The following is a 16,235-nucleotide window of genomic DNA, read 5'->3' on the forward strand; positions in this document are numbered from 1 at the left end:
CGACGGATTAAAAAATAACCTTAGCAAAAGAAGGGCATTGATAACCATTTGCAAGAACATTTATTTAACTATAATGATCCGACTGCTTACGCGGTGCTAACTCAAACTCAGAGTGCCGCTTTACTGATAATGGAGATGATGAACATGAGCTATTCACTACCATCCCTGCCTTACGCCTACGACGCACTGGAACCGCATTTTGACAAGCAGACGATGGAAATCCATCACACTAAACACCATCAGACCTATGTCAACAATGCGAATGCCGCACTGGAAGGTACTGAATTCGCCGATCTGCCGGTTGACGAGCTGATTACTAAACTGGATCAGGTTCCGGCGGATAAGAAAACCGTACTGCGCAACAACGCGGGTGGCCACTCAAACCACAGCTTTTTCTGGAAAGGTCTGAAAACCGGCACTACGCTGCAGGGCGACCTGAAAGCGGCGATCGAAAAAGATTTCGGTAGCATTGACGCGTTCAAAGCTGAATTCGAGAAAGCAGCAGCGACCCGTTTTGGTTCTGGCTGGGCGTGGCTGGTTAAGAAAGGCGACAAACTGGCAGTGGTCTCTACCGCAAACCAGGACAGCCCACTGATGGGTGAGGCGATTTCTGGTGTTTCAGGTTTCCCAATTGTGGGCCTGGACGTATGGGAACATGCTTACTACCTGAAATACCAGAATAAACGCCCTGATTATATCAAGGCGTTCTGGGAAGTGGTTAACTGGGACGAAGCTGCTGCGCGTTTTGCTGCGGCAAAATAAGATTTCGATATCACGTTATTTTTCGTGATAAAAAACCGACGAGGTTTGCTTCGTCGGTTTTTTTACGTCTGCCGTGAATAATAAAGCAGGAACAGATAAACGCTAAATTAGCACAGCCTTCTGCATACCGACGCTTCCTCCCCTAATCATTCTGCTTATCTGCTTGCATTGCAGGTACTTCCGCTGCCTTATATGGATGTCTGGATGGCTAATAATTTTTTGTGTTAGCTTATACCCTTTCGTTCGTTGCCCACTTGGTTAATTACGATAAAAATGCGGCAAATCAATCTTTGAATTTCATGAGATGACATTTCCATGGACGCGTTAAATCGCCTCGAAATGCACGATATTTCCATCGCTTTTGGCGGGTTTGCAGCACTGAGGCAGGTGGATTTCACCCTTGAAGGTGGTTCTATCCATGCGCTAACTGGTGCAAATGGTGCGGGTAAATCGACGCTGATGGCAGTGTTATCTGGTGCCCACCATGATTATCGCGGTGATATCCTGCTGGATGGCGAACCGGTGGCGATAAACAGCCCACGTGATGCTAAACAGCTCGGCATTCATTTGGTGCAGCAGGAGGTGGATGTTGCGCTGATCCCCGGGTTGAGCGTAGCGGAAAACATTATGCTGGACCGACTCGCCGAAGAGGGGCAGCTGTATCGCTGGAAGCAGGTCCGCCAACAGGCGCGTGAATTGCTCGCACAATTAGAGGTGCAAATCGATGTTCGTCGCCGTATCGACAACTGTTCACTGGCCGAGAAACAGCAAATCTTGCTGGCTCGTGCGCTTTCTCATCATTGCCGTTTTCTGATCCTCGATGAACCCACTGCGCCGCTCGATCAATATGAAAGCGAACGGCTGTTTCGCGTGGTACGTCGACTAAAAGAGAGTGGTATTGGCGTGGTATTTATCTCCCACCGTATTCATGAGTTGAAAGCGATATGCGATCGGCTGACGGTGCTGCGGGATGGTTGCCTGGTTGAAAGTACCGCTATGGATAATTTGAGCGGCGAGCAGATCGTTGAAAAAATGCTGGGACATCAGTTGGAGGATATCTGGCCTCCCCGCCGCGCTGAACCATACACTGAAACGCTGTTGCGTATTGAAGGCTTACATGACGATACCCTTTTGCGGGATATCTCATTATCGCTACGAAAAGGCGAGGTCCTGGGGATCGCCGGACTTGCTGGCGCGGGGAAAACCGAGTTATGCAAGGCGTTGTTTGGTGCCAGCCCGAGTCGTATAAGGATCGGAGAGCTCCACGGTAAGCCCTGGAAGCCACAATCGCCACATGCATCAGTCGAACAAGGGTTGGCACTGGTCCCGGAAGAGCGCCGTAAAGAGGGGATTTTTATCGATGAATCAGTCGCGACGAATCTCAGTATCACCGCGGATAACAGCTTCTCCCACTTTGGGCTGTTTAACCACCGGCAGGCCTGGCGCTGGGCCGAGGAGATTATCGGTAAGCTTGGTGTCCGTACCACGGGACCGCAGCAGACGCTGCGTCGCCTTTCCGGTGGAAACCAACAAAAAGTCGCTATTGGCAAATGGTTACGCAATGACGCTGATGTTCTGATTTTTGACGAGCCGACTAAGGGGGTTGATATCAAAGCGAAAACCGATCTTTTTGTTTTAATCGATAAGCTGGCCCGGCAGGGAAAGGGGGTGATCTACGCTTCCGGCGAATTTGCCGAATTGGTGGGATTATGCGATCGCATTTGTGTGCTGTGGGATGGCCGTATTGTCGCTGAGATGGATGCTTGTAACGCCGACGAAGAAACGCTTTTACTCTATTCCACCGGAGGAACGCCGGCTTGAGCAGCAAAGAACAGTCCCTGAAAGCAGCGCCGTTGGGGCGGCACCAAATTTTTGAATTTCTTTATAAGTGGGGCATGTTACTTACAGTTGTAGTGTTGATCGCCGGTTTTGGTCTGGCCTCGGATAGTTTTCTTGATACGAACAATATCATCAATATCTTGCGCTCTATCGCTATTGTCACGGTGATTGCCATTGGCGTCTCGGTTTCACTCACCGTTGGCGGATTCGACCTGTCGGTGGGTTCAACTGCATCGCTGGCCTGCTCATTGGTCATTTCCCTGTTTGTCTGGTACGGCTTTGGCACATCCGGAGCGATTATTATCACTCTGTTGCTTTGCACGCTGGTGGGATTATTCAATGCGTTTTTAATCGTGGTGCTGAAAATCCCGGATATGCTGGCTACGCTAGCTAGCCTGTTTGTGGTACAGGGCGTGGCAATGACCTACAGCTTTGGCGGATCCATTACTGAAAATATGGTATTGCCGAGCGGTGACATGGCTGAAGGTACGGTTCCGGCGGACTTCTCCCTGTTGGGCCAGGTTCCGACAATCGTCATTATTATGCTGGTGGTGACGGTGATCGCGCAATTGGGTCTATCGCTAACTAAACATGGACGTCGCATGTATGCCATTGGCGGAAATGCGGAAGCGGCACGTCTGTCCGGCATTCGTACTACACGCTATCGGGTTGCGGCTTATATTATCGCTTCACTGTTGGCGGGATTGGGTGGGATTCTGCTGGCCTCACGCATTGGTTCTTCACAGGTGAATGCGGGTGGGGGTTACCTGATGGATGCTGTCGCGGCGGCGTGGATCGGCCTGTCGCTGGCAGGCTCTGGCAAACCTAACGCATTGGGCACCCTGGTTGGTGCAGTCATTCTTGGTGTGTTGCAGAACGGCCTGGTAATGCTTTCCGTCCCTTACTATGCCATGGACATTATTAAAGGGTTAGTGCTGGCAGTTGCGCTGGCAATCACTTATATCCAGCGCCGTTAATGCGCTGTTCACGAATAACAGGGATTACCATGAAAACATTTACCGTATCACTGCTGGCGTTGAGCCTGTTGGGGGCCACACCCGTCTTCGCAGCTGAAGCACTGGCACCCGTACCGGCGGCGATTGCGAATCATAATGGCCCGATACGTATTGCGATTATTCGTAATCTGGGTTCTGACGATAACACTACGCAGTTTGTTGCCGGTGCAATTAAGCAAGGCCGACAGTTGGGTTTCAAGGTCAGCACCTTTCTGAGTAACGGTGACGATGCGCGTTTCCAGGATTTTGTTAATCAGGCCATTGGCCAAAAATATGACGGCATCATTCTGTCCCATGGACGCGATCCCTACTCGACGGAATTGGTAAAACGAATTACCGATGCCGGTATTAAGGTGACGGTTTTTGATACGCCCGTGAAAGGTGATATTGCCGGCGTAACTGTTTCCCAGCAGGATGATGCATCATTGACCCAGCTTTCCATCAATCAAATCGCGAAGGATTTCAACGGTAAAGCCAATATCGTCAAGCTATGGGTTGGTGGATTTCCGGCAATGGAACGTCGGCAGGCGGAATTTGAAACGTTACAAAAGAACTGGCCGGAGATCCATCAACTGGAATCTATTGGTGCCGTTTCTTCGGATGTGCAGGGTGACACCGCCAATAAAGTGGGGGCGATTCTTGCGAAGTATCCTAAAGGAAAGATCGATGCCATTTGGGGAACCTGGGACGCCTTTAGTCAGGGGGCTTATAAAGCATTGCAGGAAAATGGGCGTACTGAGATTAAGCTCTATAGCATTGATATTTCCAATCAGGATCTGCAACTGATGCGTGAGCCGAAAAGCCCTTGGGTCAATAGTGTGGCGGTGGATACCGGGCTGATTGGTGCGGTGAATATGCGTTTGATCGCCAATAAAATTGCCGGTGAGGCCACGCCAGCCAGCTATGAGTTTAAGGCTGCGGCGATTCCTCAGACACTGTTAACCAGCCAATCCGGTGGTGTTAACGTTGCTTCATTGAGCAAAATCATACCCGGCTGGGGACAGAGCAATGATTTTGTTGCCCCGTGGTTTGCAACTTTAGAAGCGAAATATAAGAAGTAGCATCAGGGGCTGCACGCGTGCCGGCCCTGCTAATGCAGATTTAATGGCAACGTCGTTCGCAAGTAAGATTACCGAACTCTCTGTAAATAAGCCTTTTCGGCTGAGTCCGTGGAGGGGGAGAAGGTGGTCGAAGAGTGCGGGTGCAGGGCCAACGCTAACTGGCCCTGCCTGGTTATCTGTAAGGCGGAACAGAATGCTAAGCCCGGCACGGACCTGGGCGATTACTGCACCTTAAAATGCTTTTTTGGCGAAGCCTGTCATCTCTTTCAGGCCCATTTCACGGCCTAGTGCCGTCATAGGGTGCACGACTACAATACCGCGTACGCTTTTCTTCAGGGTACCTAAATCAGCCTGTTCTTTTTTGGTAATTGCCCGGCTGAACGGTAACTGTTGTAACTTCTGGGCTTCTTTACTCAGCTTCTGTTCACGGGCATCCTTCAGACGCTCGATCTCACTCACCAGCTTCTCTTTTTCTTTCAGCAATTCGCCGAGTTTTTCTGCATCGCCGGATTCCAGCAGCAGAGGCTCTTTATGATTGAGGGCATCAAGCCGATCGCTTAGTCGTTTGATTTCCGCTTTTTCCAGCTCTTTCATGTTAATTATCCAGTAAATTGACGCTATGCGGCAAAGGATACACGAAAATGGTTCATTTCGCGGCGTTACTTTTTGAAAGCCTGTTTAAGGCTAATGCGAGAGATGAGTTCAGTGAGAGAAAGCACCATGGTTGAGCGGACGACCTGCTGATAGCGCTGCCGTTGCATAGCAAGCAAATCGGCATCTTCGCTGATAAACTGCGGCGGTGACGGCAGTTCAGCAACGCAATGCAGTTCGCCAAAAGGCCCGAGAATCTCGTCGTCAGTGAAATGATAGTCGTTGCCGTCGTGGTTTAACTCCTCACGTAGCGCCATCAATAATTCGCAATCTTCATATTCATTACGATTGATCACTCCCAGCCCGTAAATCAACTTCAGGCGAACCGAAAGTTCTCCCAGCGGGCCATCACCCAGTAATAACGGCTCAACAGCGTATTTCACTGCATAATCGTCCTTGCGAAACACCTGAATCACCAGGATATTAACCGCTTCTGCCAAAAGCTCCACTGCGGCGATCAAAAAACTTCTCACCGAGCCTCCGGCATTCAGGCGTTCAAGCACCTGATTTTCAAAAGCCTGCTTCTCTTCCATTATTGCCTGCATATCTGTCATCACGCTCAGGGCACGGCAGAGCCGTGCCCTTTATGCTCACCGAAGGCGTCGGAAGCGCGCGCATTATGGCATGGCGTTGTAGGCCTTCACCACTGCGGCAACAACGTCGCTATTTGCATCCAGACCAGAAATCTGGGCCAGTGTGGCCTGTGGTCCCTGCTTCTCCAGCAGTTCCACTAATTCCTGTGCTTGCGGGTCCTGGGTACTACGGTAGTGCATGGCTGCAGCGATACCCTGGACCAGATTATCGTGTGGTAAGTCATACTCGAGCGTACCTAAGATCGGTTTGATCAGGCGATCGCCCGCGCTCAGCTTGCGCAGTGGCTGCCGTCCCACGCGTTCAACATCATCATGCAGATACGGGTTTTCAAAACGGCTGAGGATTTTTTCGATATAGGCGGCGTGCTTAGTGGCATCAAAGCCATAGCGCTTAATCAGTACTTCACCGCTCTCCTGCATCGCCCCTTTTACCACTGCATGGATGTTTTCATTAAGAATGGCATCGCGAATAGTCTGATGGCCCGCTAACTGGCCAAGGTAAGCAGTGATGGCATGCCCGGTGTTAAGGGTGAACAGCTTGCGTTCAACAAAGGCCATCAAATTATCTGTCAGCTCCATACCGGCAATCGTCGGCAGCGTGCCTTTAAACTGTGTTTTGTCCACAATCCATTCGCTGAAGGTTTCCACGGTCACTTCCAGTACATCAGTGGTTCCGGCGGCGGAGGGTGGCACGATACGATCGACGGCAGAGTCAACGAAGCCGATATTTTGCTCAGCCCATGCGTGGTATGTTTCCGGCAGGGCTTTGAGTACATGCTGTTTCAGTTGGCTGGTGCCGCGCACCATATTTTCACAGGCGATGATATTTAATGGGCGGGTATTACCGTTATCACTGCGTTTGGCCAGCCCTTTGGCAACGCTTCCGGCGATGCGTTCCAGGATCTGTGGGCCAACCGCCGTGGTAACGATATCAACCTCAGCAATCAGGGCAATCACGTCATCGCTTGTACTATTGACGGCGCTAACGCCTTTCACCGTCTCAACCTGAGCATTTTCACCCACCACATGAACCGGATACTCATGGCGGGCGTTAAGTGCATCCAGCACCGCCTGATTGACATCGGCGAACACCAGTTCGATACCAGCATCTGCCAGCAATTTACCAATAAAGCCTCGGCCAATATTACCTGCGCCAAAATGTAGAGCTTTCATAATGATACCTATAGACATTACGCAGGGATCAGGTATGCCTGACCCGAAAAAAAGGGCCGGGCATTCCCGGCCCCTACGAATGGATAGCTACCCGGTCTGCTTCAGGCTGTGGCCCATAAAGGACAGGCTGAAGCAGGGGGTGAGATTAGGCGGACGGTTTACCTGCCAGCAGGTCCAGTACTTCTTGTACGCTGGTGGTGCTGGCCAGTTTCTCGATCACGCTTTCATCATCAAGTGCATTAGTCAGGCTGGTAATTACCTGGATATGCTCGTTATTTCGTGCCGCTATACCGATTACCAGTCGGGCAATGTCATCTTCATCTTCACCGAAGCGAACGCCTTCAGGATACTGGCAGAACACTACGCCGGTTTTCAGCACGCGATCTTTTGCTTCAATGGTGCCGTGTGGTACTGCGATAGATTCACCGAGATAGGTTGGCGTTAGCTTTTCACGATCCAGCATGGCTTCAACATATTCCGGCTCAACGTAACCGCCCTTAACCAGTTGCTCACCGGCGAAGCGGATGGCCTGCTCCTTTTCGGTGGCGTGTTGGCCAAGGAAAATATTGCTTGCCGTTAATTTAAACAGGTGATCCTGGCCGTCATCAAAACTGTCACCCAGTGCAGCGTCAACTTTCTGACGATTATCTGCGCTGCGGTTGGCTTCTACCAGACGCGCAGTGAGGTCGGTGTAAAGTCCGCTATCCAGAAAATTGCTCAGCGAAATATGCTGTGCGTGTGGTGCTTGACGCATCGCACGTTCAGTAAGGTCACGGTGTGTAATCACCAGGTCAACGTCACCGGGTAAGCTGTTGATCGCAGAGTTGGTGACGGAAATATTGCTAAGGCCAGCATCGTTGACTTTTTTACGCAGCACGCCAGCACCCATGGCACTGGAACCCATCCCGGCATCACAGGCCACAATGATTTTACGTACGTGGCTCAGATCGCTGTTCAGGCCGTCAGCCGTTTGGCCTGCCACAGGGCTCTGACCTTTTGCGGTTGCTTTCATATCCTGCATGCGGCGGGTTGCTGCTTCAATATCATCCTCATCTTTGACCTTGCTGGTTTTCAGCAGGATACAGGAGATGACAAAGGAGACGGCAAAGGCAGCGACGATAGCGGCAATGTTAGCGAAGTAAGCCCCTTTTGGCGTCATGGCCAGCACCGCCAGGATAGAGCCTGGCGAGGCCGGAGAAACCAGGCCGCCGTTTAACAGCGTCAGGGTAAAGACGCCGGTCATACCACCTAAAATTACCGCAATAATCAGACGTGGGCTCATCAGAACATAGGGGAAGTAAATCTCGTGGATGCCGCCCAGGAAGTGAATAATGGCAGCGCCACCCGCAGATTGCTTCGCATTACCGCGACCAAAGATCATATACGCGATCAGCACGCCTAAACCTGGACCTGGGTTAGCTTCGATCAGGAAGAAGATCGACTTACCGGCTTCACTCGCCTGTTGAATGCCCAGCGGAGAGAAGATACCGTGGTTTATCGCGTTATTGAGGAACAGGATTTTTGCCGGTTCGACAAAGATTGACGTTAGCGGTAACAGATTGTTCTGCACCATCAGGTTCACGCCAGCAGCGAGCAGGTGTGATAACCCTTCAACTAATGGACCAATGGCAAGGAAGGCGAGGATAGCCAACAACATACCGATGATTCCGGCAGAGAAGTTGTTAACCAGCATCTCAAAGCCGCTTTTGATTTTACCGTCAACCACACGGTCAAAAGACTTGATGGCCCAGCCGCCTAATGGCCCGGCAATCATGGAGCCAAGGAACATCGGCATGTCGGCACCCACGATAACCCCCATCGTGGTGATGGCACCCACTACGCCGCCACGATCGCCACCGACTAAACGGCCACCGGTAAAACCAATCAGTAACGGTAGCAGGTAGGTAATCATTGGACCAACCAGTTTTGCCATACTTTCGTTTGGCAGCCAACCGGTTGGAATGAACAGTGCTGTGATGATACCCCAGGCGATAAACGCCCCGATATTTGGCATCACCATGTTGCTCAGAAAGCGACCAAAGCTCTGAACTTTGACCTTCACTGATGAAGACATAAAACACACCCCTTATTGTTACGCGCTGACAAATAAGAGAGCGCGTTGATTTTTGTTTGCGATGTCACGGCGGGGAGCCGTCGATATGACTGTTGTACGCGGACTTTAGCATGCCAATATGACGCTGCGTAGTGAGGTGGTTTAGTGTGATTCATATCACACTATTGCGTGGCACTATGGGGGGTATTTAGTGACATTGATCACATAAAAATAGTGTAAAAAAACGACGCTGATTATTATTTGCGCTTAAACAAGGCCTAAATGTGATGTTAGTCACCTTTTCATCTTTCCTTTTTGTTATTGAAATGTGATGTGTGTCACAAAATATTTTTGGTTGAAAATGCGGCGAATCACAAATTGCCGATTTGGGGACGTCGTGAAATGATGCACTGTAATTTTCTTACGCGCTTTGTAGCAAAAACCACGCAGAATGAATAAGAGCCGATGACGTTCGGCTCTGTGATCGTTCGCGAAAATAACGCGTTTATCGGTCGGAAGTGCGTACGCTCAACCGCCGCCGTTATCAGTGGTCAACATGGCGGCGGATGACGTTACGATGGAAAGTTTAAAAACCGTTTTGCAGTGCGCGTTGCGCCTGAGCCAATGCATCACCCTTTGTCGAAAGATTGCTCATAATCGTATTGTACTGAGCGACCTGATCGCGCGTCTGGAATTGAATGCCGCCATTGTTAAAACTGACATTCGATCCCTGTTGCTGTAGATAATCACCGGCCTGGATAACATCCTGACTCAGCGATTGCAGCGCTGGAAGTAGGGGTGTCAGTGCATCTGCAGGTTGCGTTACCACGCGCGTATAAACGTTGTTATAGACCGATTGTAGATCTTCCGGCTGTTTAAGCGCAGCTTTACTGGTATCTGCCTGACTTTTGGCGCTTTGAATTTGCTGCGCCAGTACGTTCAATGAACCACTGGCCTGACGCAGGCTATCACGATGCGACAGATAATCCTGTGGCATACGGATTGCGTTAAGCTCATCAACAACCGGTTTTAATCCGGCCTCAACGGCTTTGTTAGCCTGCTGTGAGAATCCATACAGGATTGCATAATCACTGACGTAATTGCCAAATTTCTGCTTCTGATCTTCGCTGAGGCTGGGTAAATGTTCGCCGCTGCGCATCACGGTATTCTGCAGAAAATCAATAAAGGCTTTACGCTGATCCGGCTCTTTATCACCACAGCCGGTAAGCTGGAAAACCAGCAATAGTGCCGTCAATGGCACCCACAAACGTGTCCATACGCGGGAGATTCCTGCCGCCATAAATAAACTCCTGTCATTGAGAAGGCCTAACCACCTGAAAAAGCTTATCAACAGCACCGTTAGCTGCCGCTACAGGATAGTCTATTGCATTGGCTTATACTCGTCATATTTCACGTTGCAGGTGTCTCATGGGGTTGTGTGAGCGTTCCGATATTACTCAGTAAGTGAGTCTGTATGCCACAAATGACAGAGGTGTTTTTATTTCTTGACTCATACTTTTTATAAAAATGCCACTGCTGATGTTTCTTTCTTTGATTTATGTCAAATTTCACCGCTTTTGAAAATCCACAAGGACAAAGTAAGTAAAAGGAGCGCTAAAAACACTTACCGATTATCACTAAAAATTATGAGGCTATTTTTCGGGTATACTTCCTGCTGCGGGTGTATTGATTTTGCTTCTCATCTGCTTATGAAAAAATACTAATTAAACAATAGCTTACCATTTAAGTCTGTACCTACAGATTCCCCCGTCTTAATTTTTCCCTGCAAGCGTCTGGGTAATTCGTTGTGCAATATTTTCAGCGAAGAGAAATTGAGATGGATATTTAGATATTTCTGTAGCAGTCACTATACACAGTAAATAATTATTCCTGGAATATTAGAATGTTAGTTTTAAACAGCAACGTTATAAACAAAAGAAAAAGAAATACTATTGCCTGCCTGGTTTCCCTTGCCTTATCGGGTGGTGCGGTTGCAGCGGATCTACCTTATACCGTAAACGATGGAGAATATACCTTTCTGTCGGATTCGGATGCAGGCGGTCTTGCAGTGCTGACGTTTTTTGGTGAAGACGTCAAGGCTATTAATAATGCCTTTTCCCTGAAGGGGGGGTCGGCTATCTCCAATGAGTTAGGCTTTGATCCTGGCACGGGTGAAGTTACGGTCGGAAGAATCGGTGTTATTAATAATAATAAGTCCGGCCATATCATGGGTACTGACTCAGGAATTTATAACGGAGCTGTGATTGACACGATTAATAATGATGGCGTTATTATTGGTGAATTATCAGGAATCAACTCGCTGGGCGATACTATCACTTTTCTTTCGGATAAAAGCACCCCAACAATTCATCATATAAATAACAATGGCGTTATTCGCGGAAATAAACATTATGGCATTTAATTATATGCCTTTGATTTAATTGAAAATAATGGTGAAATAAATGGAAACGTTGCCGGGATTGTTACTTCTGAGGATAAAGCCCATCCGGCTGTAACTGCAGGAAATATCATCAATAACCAGTCAGGCCGCATCATTGCTAAGACCGCCGGTATATCGAATGCTGTAACGATTGGCTCGATAAAAAACACGGGAACTATTCAAGGTAATGTAAGCGCTATTAATAACCAGAATGGCGTTATCACCAATGGTATTGATAACGCCGGCTTACTGGCTGGAAATGTTTTACTGAACGATGCCAGCTTGACTTTGCATCATTCTGATGCCGCCGTAACAGCGAACCCGGAAGTCAAAGGGAATATCGACGGTAGTGAAAAATCGTCGATCACCATCGGAGAGGGTAGCACTGCTACGTTATTTAGAAATGAAGGTGATGCGCATGTTGGTGACATCAATATTTTAGCATCCAGTACATTAGCATTACGTGATGGAAGCAATTGGATTGCTGACAAAGATATAAGAAATGACGGTGTTGTTTCATTGTTACCTTCGGCTCGCACTGCCCGGATGGAAGGCAATTTTAATAACGCTGGCGCTCTGGTATTAAGTGATTGTAATGATTGCGGAACCCATGTGTTGACGCTTACGGGTGATTATACCGGGAAAGATGCTGACCTGATTTTATCAACGACGTTAGGAGATGATAATAGTCCGACCGATCTGCTGCAAATTACGGGGCATGCATCAGGCAAGACGAATGTCACGGTGAACAATAATCAGGGAACGGGTGCGAAGACTTTAGAGGGAATTAAAATCATTGAAACGGGGTCTTCTACCGAAGATGCCTTTATTCAGAAAGGACGTATCGTCGCGGGCGCTTATGAGTATCATCTACAAAATGGCGATGCTTCAGGGAAAAATACAAATAATTGGTATTTAACCAGTCTCTTAGGCACCCCTTCGCATCCTAATCCTGAAACCGGGCCAACTGAGCCGACGAAACCAACCGAGCCGACGAAACCAACTGAGCCAGTTAAACCAACTGAGCCGGGTACGAAGACCCTGAGACCGGAACCAGGCAGCTATACTGCCAACCTGGCTGCGGCGAATACCATGTTTATTACTCGTCTGCACGATCGTCTGGGTGAGCCTCAGTATATTGATGCACTGAGCGGAGAGCAGAAAGTAACCAGTATGTGGATGCGACAGGTCGGCGGTCATAATAGCTGGCACGATAGTAGCAGCCAGTTAAAAACCACGGGAAATCGTTATGTCGTACAGTTAGGTGGCGACATTGCTCGTTGGGGCGATGATGGTCTTGATCGTTGGCACCTTGGCGTGATGACGGGCTATGGGCATAACAGCAGTAACACCGACTCATCGGTATCAGGTTATCGTTCTAAGGGATCGGTCAAAGGTTATAATGCTGGCCTGTATGCTACCTGGTATCAGAATGATGAAACTCATCAAGGTACCTATCTTGATAGCTGGGTGCAGTACAACTGGTTCCGCAATACGGTAAAAGGCGATGGGATTCAGAGTGAATCCTACAATTCTAAAGGGATCACAGCTTCACTGGAAACCGGGTATACCAGTAAACTCAACGAGTATACTGGCAGCAAAGGCACGACTGTTGAATGGTTTATTCAACCTCAACCTCAGGCAATCTGGATGGGTGTGAAGGCTAACGATCATCAGGAAGCTAACGGAACGCGCGTTACCGGCAAAGGGAATGATAATGTACAAACCCGGCTCGGTGTTCGTACCTTCCTTAAAAGCCATGATGCGACGGATAACGGAAAAGGAAGAACGTTTCAGCCGTTTGTTGAAGTCAACTGGATCCATAATACGCGTGATTTCGCAACCCAAGTTGATGGTATGACGATTCGTCAGGCGGGCGCGAAAAATACAGGCGAACTGAAAACCGGTGTGGAAGGCATGATTAACCCTCAGTTGAATGTGTGGGGTAATGTGGGCACGCAACTCGGTAATCATGGTTACAATGACTCGGCTGCGATGATCGGTATTAAATACAACTTCAAATAAAATCCATGCGGTCTATGGGTTTGCGGTACCCGTTATCATGAGCTGGACGAAGTCAGCCAGCGGTAATGAGTACCGCTCTCCTGGATGGGGATTCATCCCCATCCATTATCCCTGCAGCATACCCACCTCTTCCTTTATCCATGTGGATAATTTGTCTGGTGAGTTCCCCCCGACAGCGAATTAGCCGTATCTGAGCTCGATCAATTACTTAAATAATCAACGTCAGGCAGTATTAAAAAATAGTCAAAAAAACTGGCGCAAAACGCCGCGTTTCATCTAATACTTAGGATCCTGGTGTTTTTTTGCGCTGTCATGGCGACGTCAATAACGTAAATTTTTCAGCGCGGCTCACCAGTATTCCGAGTCTACCTTTTTGACTCTTGCCTCTGCCCCGATCACATTATTCATTGTGAGTTGTGAGGAGTTCTCGATGGAAAATAAAGATCCTATGTTTGAGCTGTTGAATAGTCTGGAACAGATTGTTTTGAAACGCAGCGTTGTCAGAAACTCATCCGCCGTACAGGCAAAGCCAGTAGAGATCCCGGAACCGCAACGGCTACGCGAAATTACCGGCATGCAGATCGAAGAATTTGCGCGGGTGATGGGAGTCAGTGCATCTTCGGTAAAAAGTTGGGAAGCTAAGCGCACCAAGCCCTCAGGCACTGCGCAAAAGCTAATGCGTTTGCTCCACGCTAATCCAACGCTGGGGCGACAATTACTGGAATAAGGTATTAAGTAACCCGCCGCGCTGGCGGGTTTATTTATTGTGGCAAAGCATTGTTCTCGGTCGGACCTCAACAATATTTAGCGGTCTGGCGCTCAAACCACGCTGGCAACATATTGTAAGGTGGCAAAGTCAGCTGCCGGATGCCTTTTTCAATAATGGTGTTAGCCTGCCGCCATAGTTCAGCATTTCCTGCCGTTAATAGCGTTAACTGCACGCGTTTCTCAACCAGATAGATGCGTGCAAAGCTGGCATCGTAATAAATAATTGAGCGAGTATTATCAATGATATCAGCAAGTTTAATGGTTTGTGCCGCTGGTGAAGCCGTTGCTGTATGGCGAAAATGGGCCACTTTACGCGCAGCGCGATTTTTCGCGGCAGGCTGCGGATTATCCGTCAGCATTTCTACCAGTTGCGCGACTTCATGGCCAAAGTGGCTCTCGATATCTCCCAATGTGCTGGCAGTATCCTCGACCGTATCATGCAGCCATGCAGCCGCCAGCATCGTTTCGTTATCGGTCACGCTGCGTACCAGTTCGGCCACCGCCGCCGGATGTACGATATAGGGTTCGTCAGTGTATTTTCGGCGTTGGTTAACGGCAGAATGGGCCTTTGTCGCATAGCGGCGCGCTTGATCTTCCAGTGGTTGCATCAATACTCGTCTCCTGCGCAAAAAAACTTGCAATTATATAGCGCGCTATTTATGTTGAACCGTATGACTACTTACCAAGATGGCAAAAAAGAGAAAGACGCGCCACTGTTGCTTGATCAGCAGCTCTGTTTCGCACTTTACTCGGCTAACCTCAAGTTGCATAAGCTATATCGGCAACTGCTGGCACCGCTTGAACTCACCTATCCGCAATATTTGGTGATGATGGTGCTGTGGGAGCGTGATGATGTTACCGTTTCAGATATTGGTGAACGGCTTTTTTTGGACTCTGCAACTTTAACACCGCTATTAAAACGGCTTGAGAGCGCCGGACTGCTGCAGCGGCAGCGTTCGCGCCAGGATGAGCGTCAGGTGATTGTGACGTTAACGGCGGAAGGGCGAACGCTGCGTAAAAAAGCGCGCGGCATTCCTGATTCTGTGCGTTGTGCATCGGCTTGTGATAGCGATACGTTGATTAACTTAAAAAAACAGTTAGAAACACTGCGCGATAACCTTAGCGAATAGTCACATGTTTTGATGCTCATTCATGAATGCTGGTTTACGCTATAAAAGTAGTTCGCGATTTAATCGCACTAAATTATGCCCGTAAGGGCTATCCACTTACAGAAAGGAAATACGTTATGTCACTAGAAAAAGTTGTATATCGTGCAAAAGCTAAAGCAACCGGTGGTCGCGATGGCCGCGCGATCTCTTCAGACGGTGTACTGGACGTTAAGCTGGGTGTGCCAAAAGAGATGGGCGGGGCCGGTGGCGAAGTGACTAATCCGGAGCAGCTTTTTGCTGCGGGTTATTCAGCCTGTTTCCTCGGTGCGCTGAAGTTTGTGGCTGGGCGCGATAAATTTAACATTCCTAAAGATACGTTTATTGAAGGTGAAGTCGGCATCGGTCCATTGCCAACGGGTTTCGGTATTGAAGCTACGCTGAATATCCATCTGCCTGGCATGGACAAAGAGGACGCGCGTAAATTGGTGGATGCGGCGCATATCGTTTGCCCGTACTCTAACGCTACGCGTAATAATATCGATGTCACCTTGAACATCATCAACTAAGTTTGCAGGGGCCAGCGTGCTGGCTCCGTCTCATGATGTTCAGGTCTGCTTTCCCTAAGATTCAGAGGCGTGAGTGCCGTCTGTCCGGAAATGTTTTATCACACTCTTTTCAGCTATTTAACTCGCCATTTTTCTGCACATTATTATTCTTAATTAGCATGCTAAGTTTTAGCACACTC

Annotated in this window: 15 protein-coding genes; 9 read left to right on the forward strand and 6 right to left on the reverse strand. The window is 48.9% G+C overall.

Annotated elements, in window-relative coordinates; all coding sequences use genetic code 11:
- Positions 1-144: 144 nt before the first annotated feature.
- The 4 genes from sodA (at position 145) to J1C60_RS00455 (ending at position 4,678) form a co-directional block, all read left to right on the forward strand.
- Positions 145-762, forward strand: coding sequence for a superoxide dismutase [Mn] (sodA, locus tag J1C60_RS00440; RefSeq protein ID WP_128175100.1), 618 nt, complete (start codon positions 145-147; stop codon positions 760-762).
- Positions 763-1,077: 315 nt separating this feature from the next.
- Positions 1,078-2,583, forward strand: coding sequence for a sugar ABC transporter ATP-binding protein (locus J1C60_RS00445; RefSeq protein ID WP_128175098.1), 1,506 nt, complete (start codon positions 1,078-1,080; stop codon positions 2,581-2,583).
- Positions 2,580-3,578 (forward strand): ABC transporter permease, encoded by a 999-nt coding sequence (locus J1C60_RS00450; RefSeq protein WP_128175096.1) that lies wholly within the window; start codon positions 2,580-2,582, stop codon positions 3,576-3,578. The genes J1C60_RS00445 and J1C60_RS00450 overlap by 4 nt, the downstream gene beginning before the upstream one ends.
- A 29-nt stretch (positions 3,579-3,607) precedes the next feature.
- Positions 3,608-4,678: a sugar ABC transporter substrate-binding protein gene (locus J1C60_RS00455; RefSeq protein ID WP_128175094.1), complete on the forward strand. Its 1,071-nt coding sequence runs from the start codon at positions 3,608-3,610 to the stop codon at positions 4,676-4,678.
- Between the two features lie 231 nt (positions 4,679-4,909).
- On the opposite strand, the gene J1C60_RS00460 is transcribed toward J1C60_RS00455, so the two are convergent.
- The 5 genes from J1C60_RS00460 to J1C60_RS00480 all read right to left on the reverse strand — a co-directional run bounded on the left by J1C60_RS00460 (position 4,910) and on the right by J1C60_RS00480 (position 10,448).
- Positions 4,910-5,272 carry a YibL family ribosome-associated protein gene (locus tag J1C60_RS00460; protein WP_128175092.1) on the reverse strand — a complete coding sequence of 121 codons (363 nt, stop codon included), beginning with the start codon at positions 5,270-5,272 and terminating at the stop codon, positions 4,910-4,912.
- Positions 5,273-5,337: 65 nt separating this feature from the next.
- Positions 5,338-5,883 (reverse strand): mannitol operon repressor MtlR, encoded by a 546-nt coding sequence (mtlR, locus tag J1C60_RS00465; protein ID WP_128175091.1) that lies wholly within the window; start codon positions 5,881-5,883, stop codon positions 5,338-5,340.
- Between the two features lie 63 nt (positions 5,884-5,946).
- Complete coding sequence (gene mtlD, locus J1C60_RS00470; RefSeq protein ID WP_128175089.1) at positions 5,947-7,095, reverse strand: mannitol-1-phosphate 5-dehydrogenase; 1,149 nt, start codon at positions 7,093-7,095, stop codon at positions 5,947-5,949.
- A 145-nt stretch (positions 7,096-7,240) separates the two neighbouring features.
- Positions 7,241-9,169: a PTS mannitol transporter subunit IICBA gene (locus tag J1C60_RS00475; protein ID WP_128175088.1), complete on the reverse strand. Its 1,929-nt coding sequence runs from the start codon at positions 9,167-9,169 to the stop codon at positions 7,241-7,243.
- A gap of 565 nt (positions 9,170-9,734) precedes the next feature.
- A complete protein-coding gene (locus J1C60_RS00480) occupies positions 9,735-10,448 on the reverse strand; it encodes a DUF3053 domain-containing protein (protein WP_128175086.1) in 714 nt (237 codons plus the stop codon).
- Positions 10,449-11,051: 603 nt separating this feature from the next.
- On the opposite strand from J1C60_RS00480, the gene J1C60_RS00485 reads away from it, so the two are divergent.
- From J1C60_RS00485 to J1C60_RS00495, 3 genes are all read left to right on the forward strand, one after another.
- Positions 11,052-11,570: a hypothetical protein gene (locus J1C60_RS00485; protein ID WP_128175084.1), complete on the forward strand. Its 519-nt coding sequence runs from the start codon at positions 11,052-11,054 to the stop codon at positions 11,568-11,570.
- A 300-nt stretch (positions 11,571-11,870) separates the two neighbouring features.
- Entirely contained in the window at positions 11,871-13,613 is a 1,743-nt protein-coding gene (locus J1C60_RS00490) for an autotransporter outer membrane beta-barrel domain-containing protein (RefSeq protein WP_235859145.1), read from the forward strand.
- Positions 13,614-14,043: 430 nt separating this feature from the next.
- Entirely contained in the window at positions 14,044-14,340 is a 297-nt protein-coding gene (locus J1C60_RS00495) for an HTH-type transcriptional regulator (protein WP_128175082.1), read from the forward strand.
- 67 nt (positions 14,341-14,407) lie between these two features.
- Here the strand turns inward: J1C60_RS00495 and J1C60_RS00500 are convergent, their stop codons facing one another.
- Positions 14,408-14,989 carry an HD domain-containing protein gene (locus J1C60_RS00500; protein WP_375139775.1) on the reverse strand — a complete coding sequence of 194 codons (582 nt, stop codon included), beginning with the start codon at positions 14,987-14,989 and terminating at the stop codon, positions 14,408-14,410.
- 63 nt (positions 14,990-15,052) lie between these two features.
- Here J1C60_RS00500 and J1C60_RS00505 point away from each other — a divergent pair, with 63 nt between their 5' ends.
- Together J1C60_RS00505 and J1C60_RS00510 are read left to right on the forward strand one after the other, a co-directional pair.
- Positions 15,053-15,511 (forward strand): MarR family winged helix-turn-helix transcriptional regulator, encoded by a 459-nt coding sequence (locus J1C60_RS00505; protein WP_128175079.1) that lies wholly within the window; start codon positions 15,053-15,055, stop codon positions 15,509-15,511.
- A 116-nt stretch (positions 15,512-15,627) separates the two neighbouring features.
- Positions 15,628-16,056 carry an organic hydroperoxide resistance protein gene (locus tag J1C60_RS00510; protein WP_128175077.1) on the forward strand — a complete coding sequence of 143 codons (429 nt, stop codon included), beginning with the start codon at positions 15,628-15,630 and terminating at the stop codon, positions 16,054-16,056.
- The last annotated feature ends 179 nt before the right edge of the window (positions 16,057-16,235 follow it).

Source organism: [Pantoea] beijingensis (assembly GCF_022647505.1).
GTDB lineage: Bacteria > Pseudomonadota > Gammaproteobacteria > Enterobacterales > Enterobacteriaceae > Erwinia > Erwinia beijingensis.

What these genes read in the sequence shown, in the direction of transcription:
- sodA (WP_128175100.1), top strand. Translation starts at nt 145, where the DNA reads ATGAGCTATTCACTACCATCCCTGCCTTACGCCTACGACGCACTGGAA.
- J1C60_RS00445 (WP_128175098.1), top strand. Translation starts at nt 1,078, where the DNA reads ATGGACGCGTTAAATCGCCTCGAAATGCACGATATTTCCATCGCTTTT.
- J1C60_RS00455 (WP_128175094.1), top strand. Translation starts at nt 3,608, where the DNA reads ATGAAAACATTTACCGTATCACTGCTGGCGTTGAGCCTGTTGGGGGCC.
- J1C60_RS00460 (WP_128175092.1), bottom strand. Translation starts at nt 5,272, where the DNA reads ATGAAAGAGCTGGAAAAAGCGGAAATCAAACGACTAAGCGATCGGCTT.
- mtlR (WP_128175091.1), bottom strand. Translation starts at nt 5,883, where the DNA reads ATGACAGATATGCAGGCAATAATGGAAGAGAAGCAGGCTTTTGAAAAT.
- mtlD (WP_128175089.1), bottom strand. Translation starts at nt 7,095, where the DNA reads ATGAAAGCTCTACATTTTGGCGCAGGTAATATTGGCCGAGGCTTTATT.
- J1C60_RS00475 (WP_128175088.1), bottom strand. Translation starts at nt 9,169, where the DNA reads ATGTCTTCATCAGTGAAGGTCAAAGTTCAGAGCTTTGGTCGCTTTCTG.
- J1C60_RS00480 (WP_128175086.1), bottom strand. Translation starts at nt 10,448, where the DNA reads ATGGCGGCAGGAATCTCCCGCGTATGGACACGTTTGTGGGTGCCATTG.
- J1C60_RS00485 (WP_128175084.1), top strand. Translation starts at nt 11,052, where the DNA reads ATGTTAGTTTTAAACAGCAACGTTATAAACAAAAGAAAAAGAAATACT.
- J1C60_RS00495 (WP_128175082.1), top strand. Translation starts at nt 14,044, where the DNA reads ATGGAAAATAAAGATCCTATGTTTGAGCTGTTGAATAGTCTGGAACAG.
- J1C60_RS00500 (WP_375139775.1), bottom strand. Translation starts at nt 14,989, where the DNA reads ATGCAACCACTGGAAGATCAAGCGCGCCGCTATGCGACAAAGGCCCAT.
- J1C60_RS00505 (WP_128175079.1), top strand. Translation starts at nt 15,053, where the DNA reads ATGACTACTTACCAAGATGGCAAAAAAGAGAAAGACGCGCCACTGTTG.
- J1C60_RS00510 (WP_128175077.1), top strand. Translation starts at nt 15,628, where the DNA reads ATGTCACTAGAAAAAGTTGTATATCGTGCAAAAGCTAAAGCAACCGGT.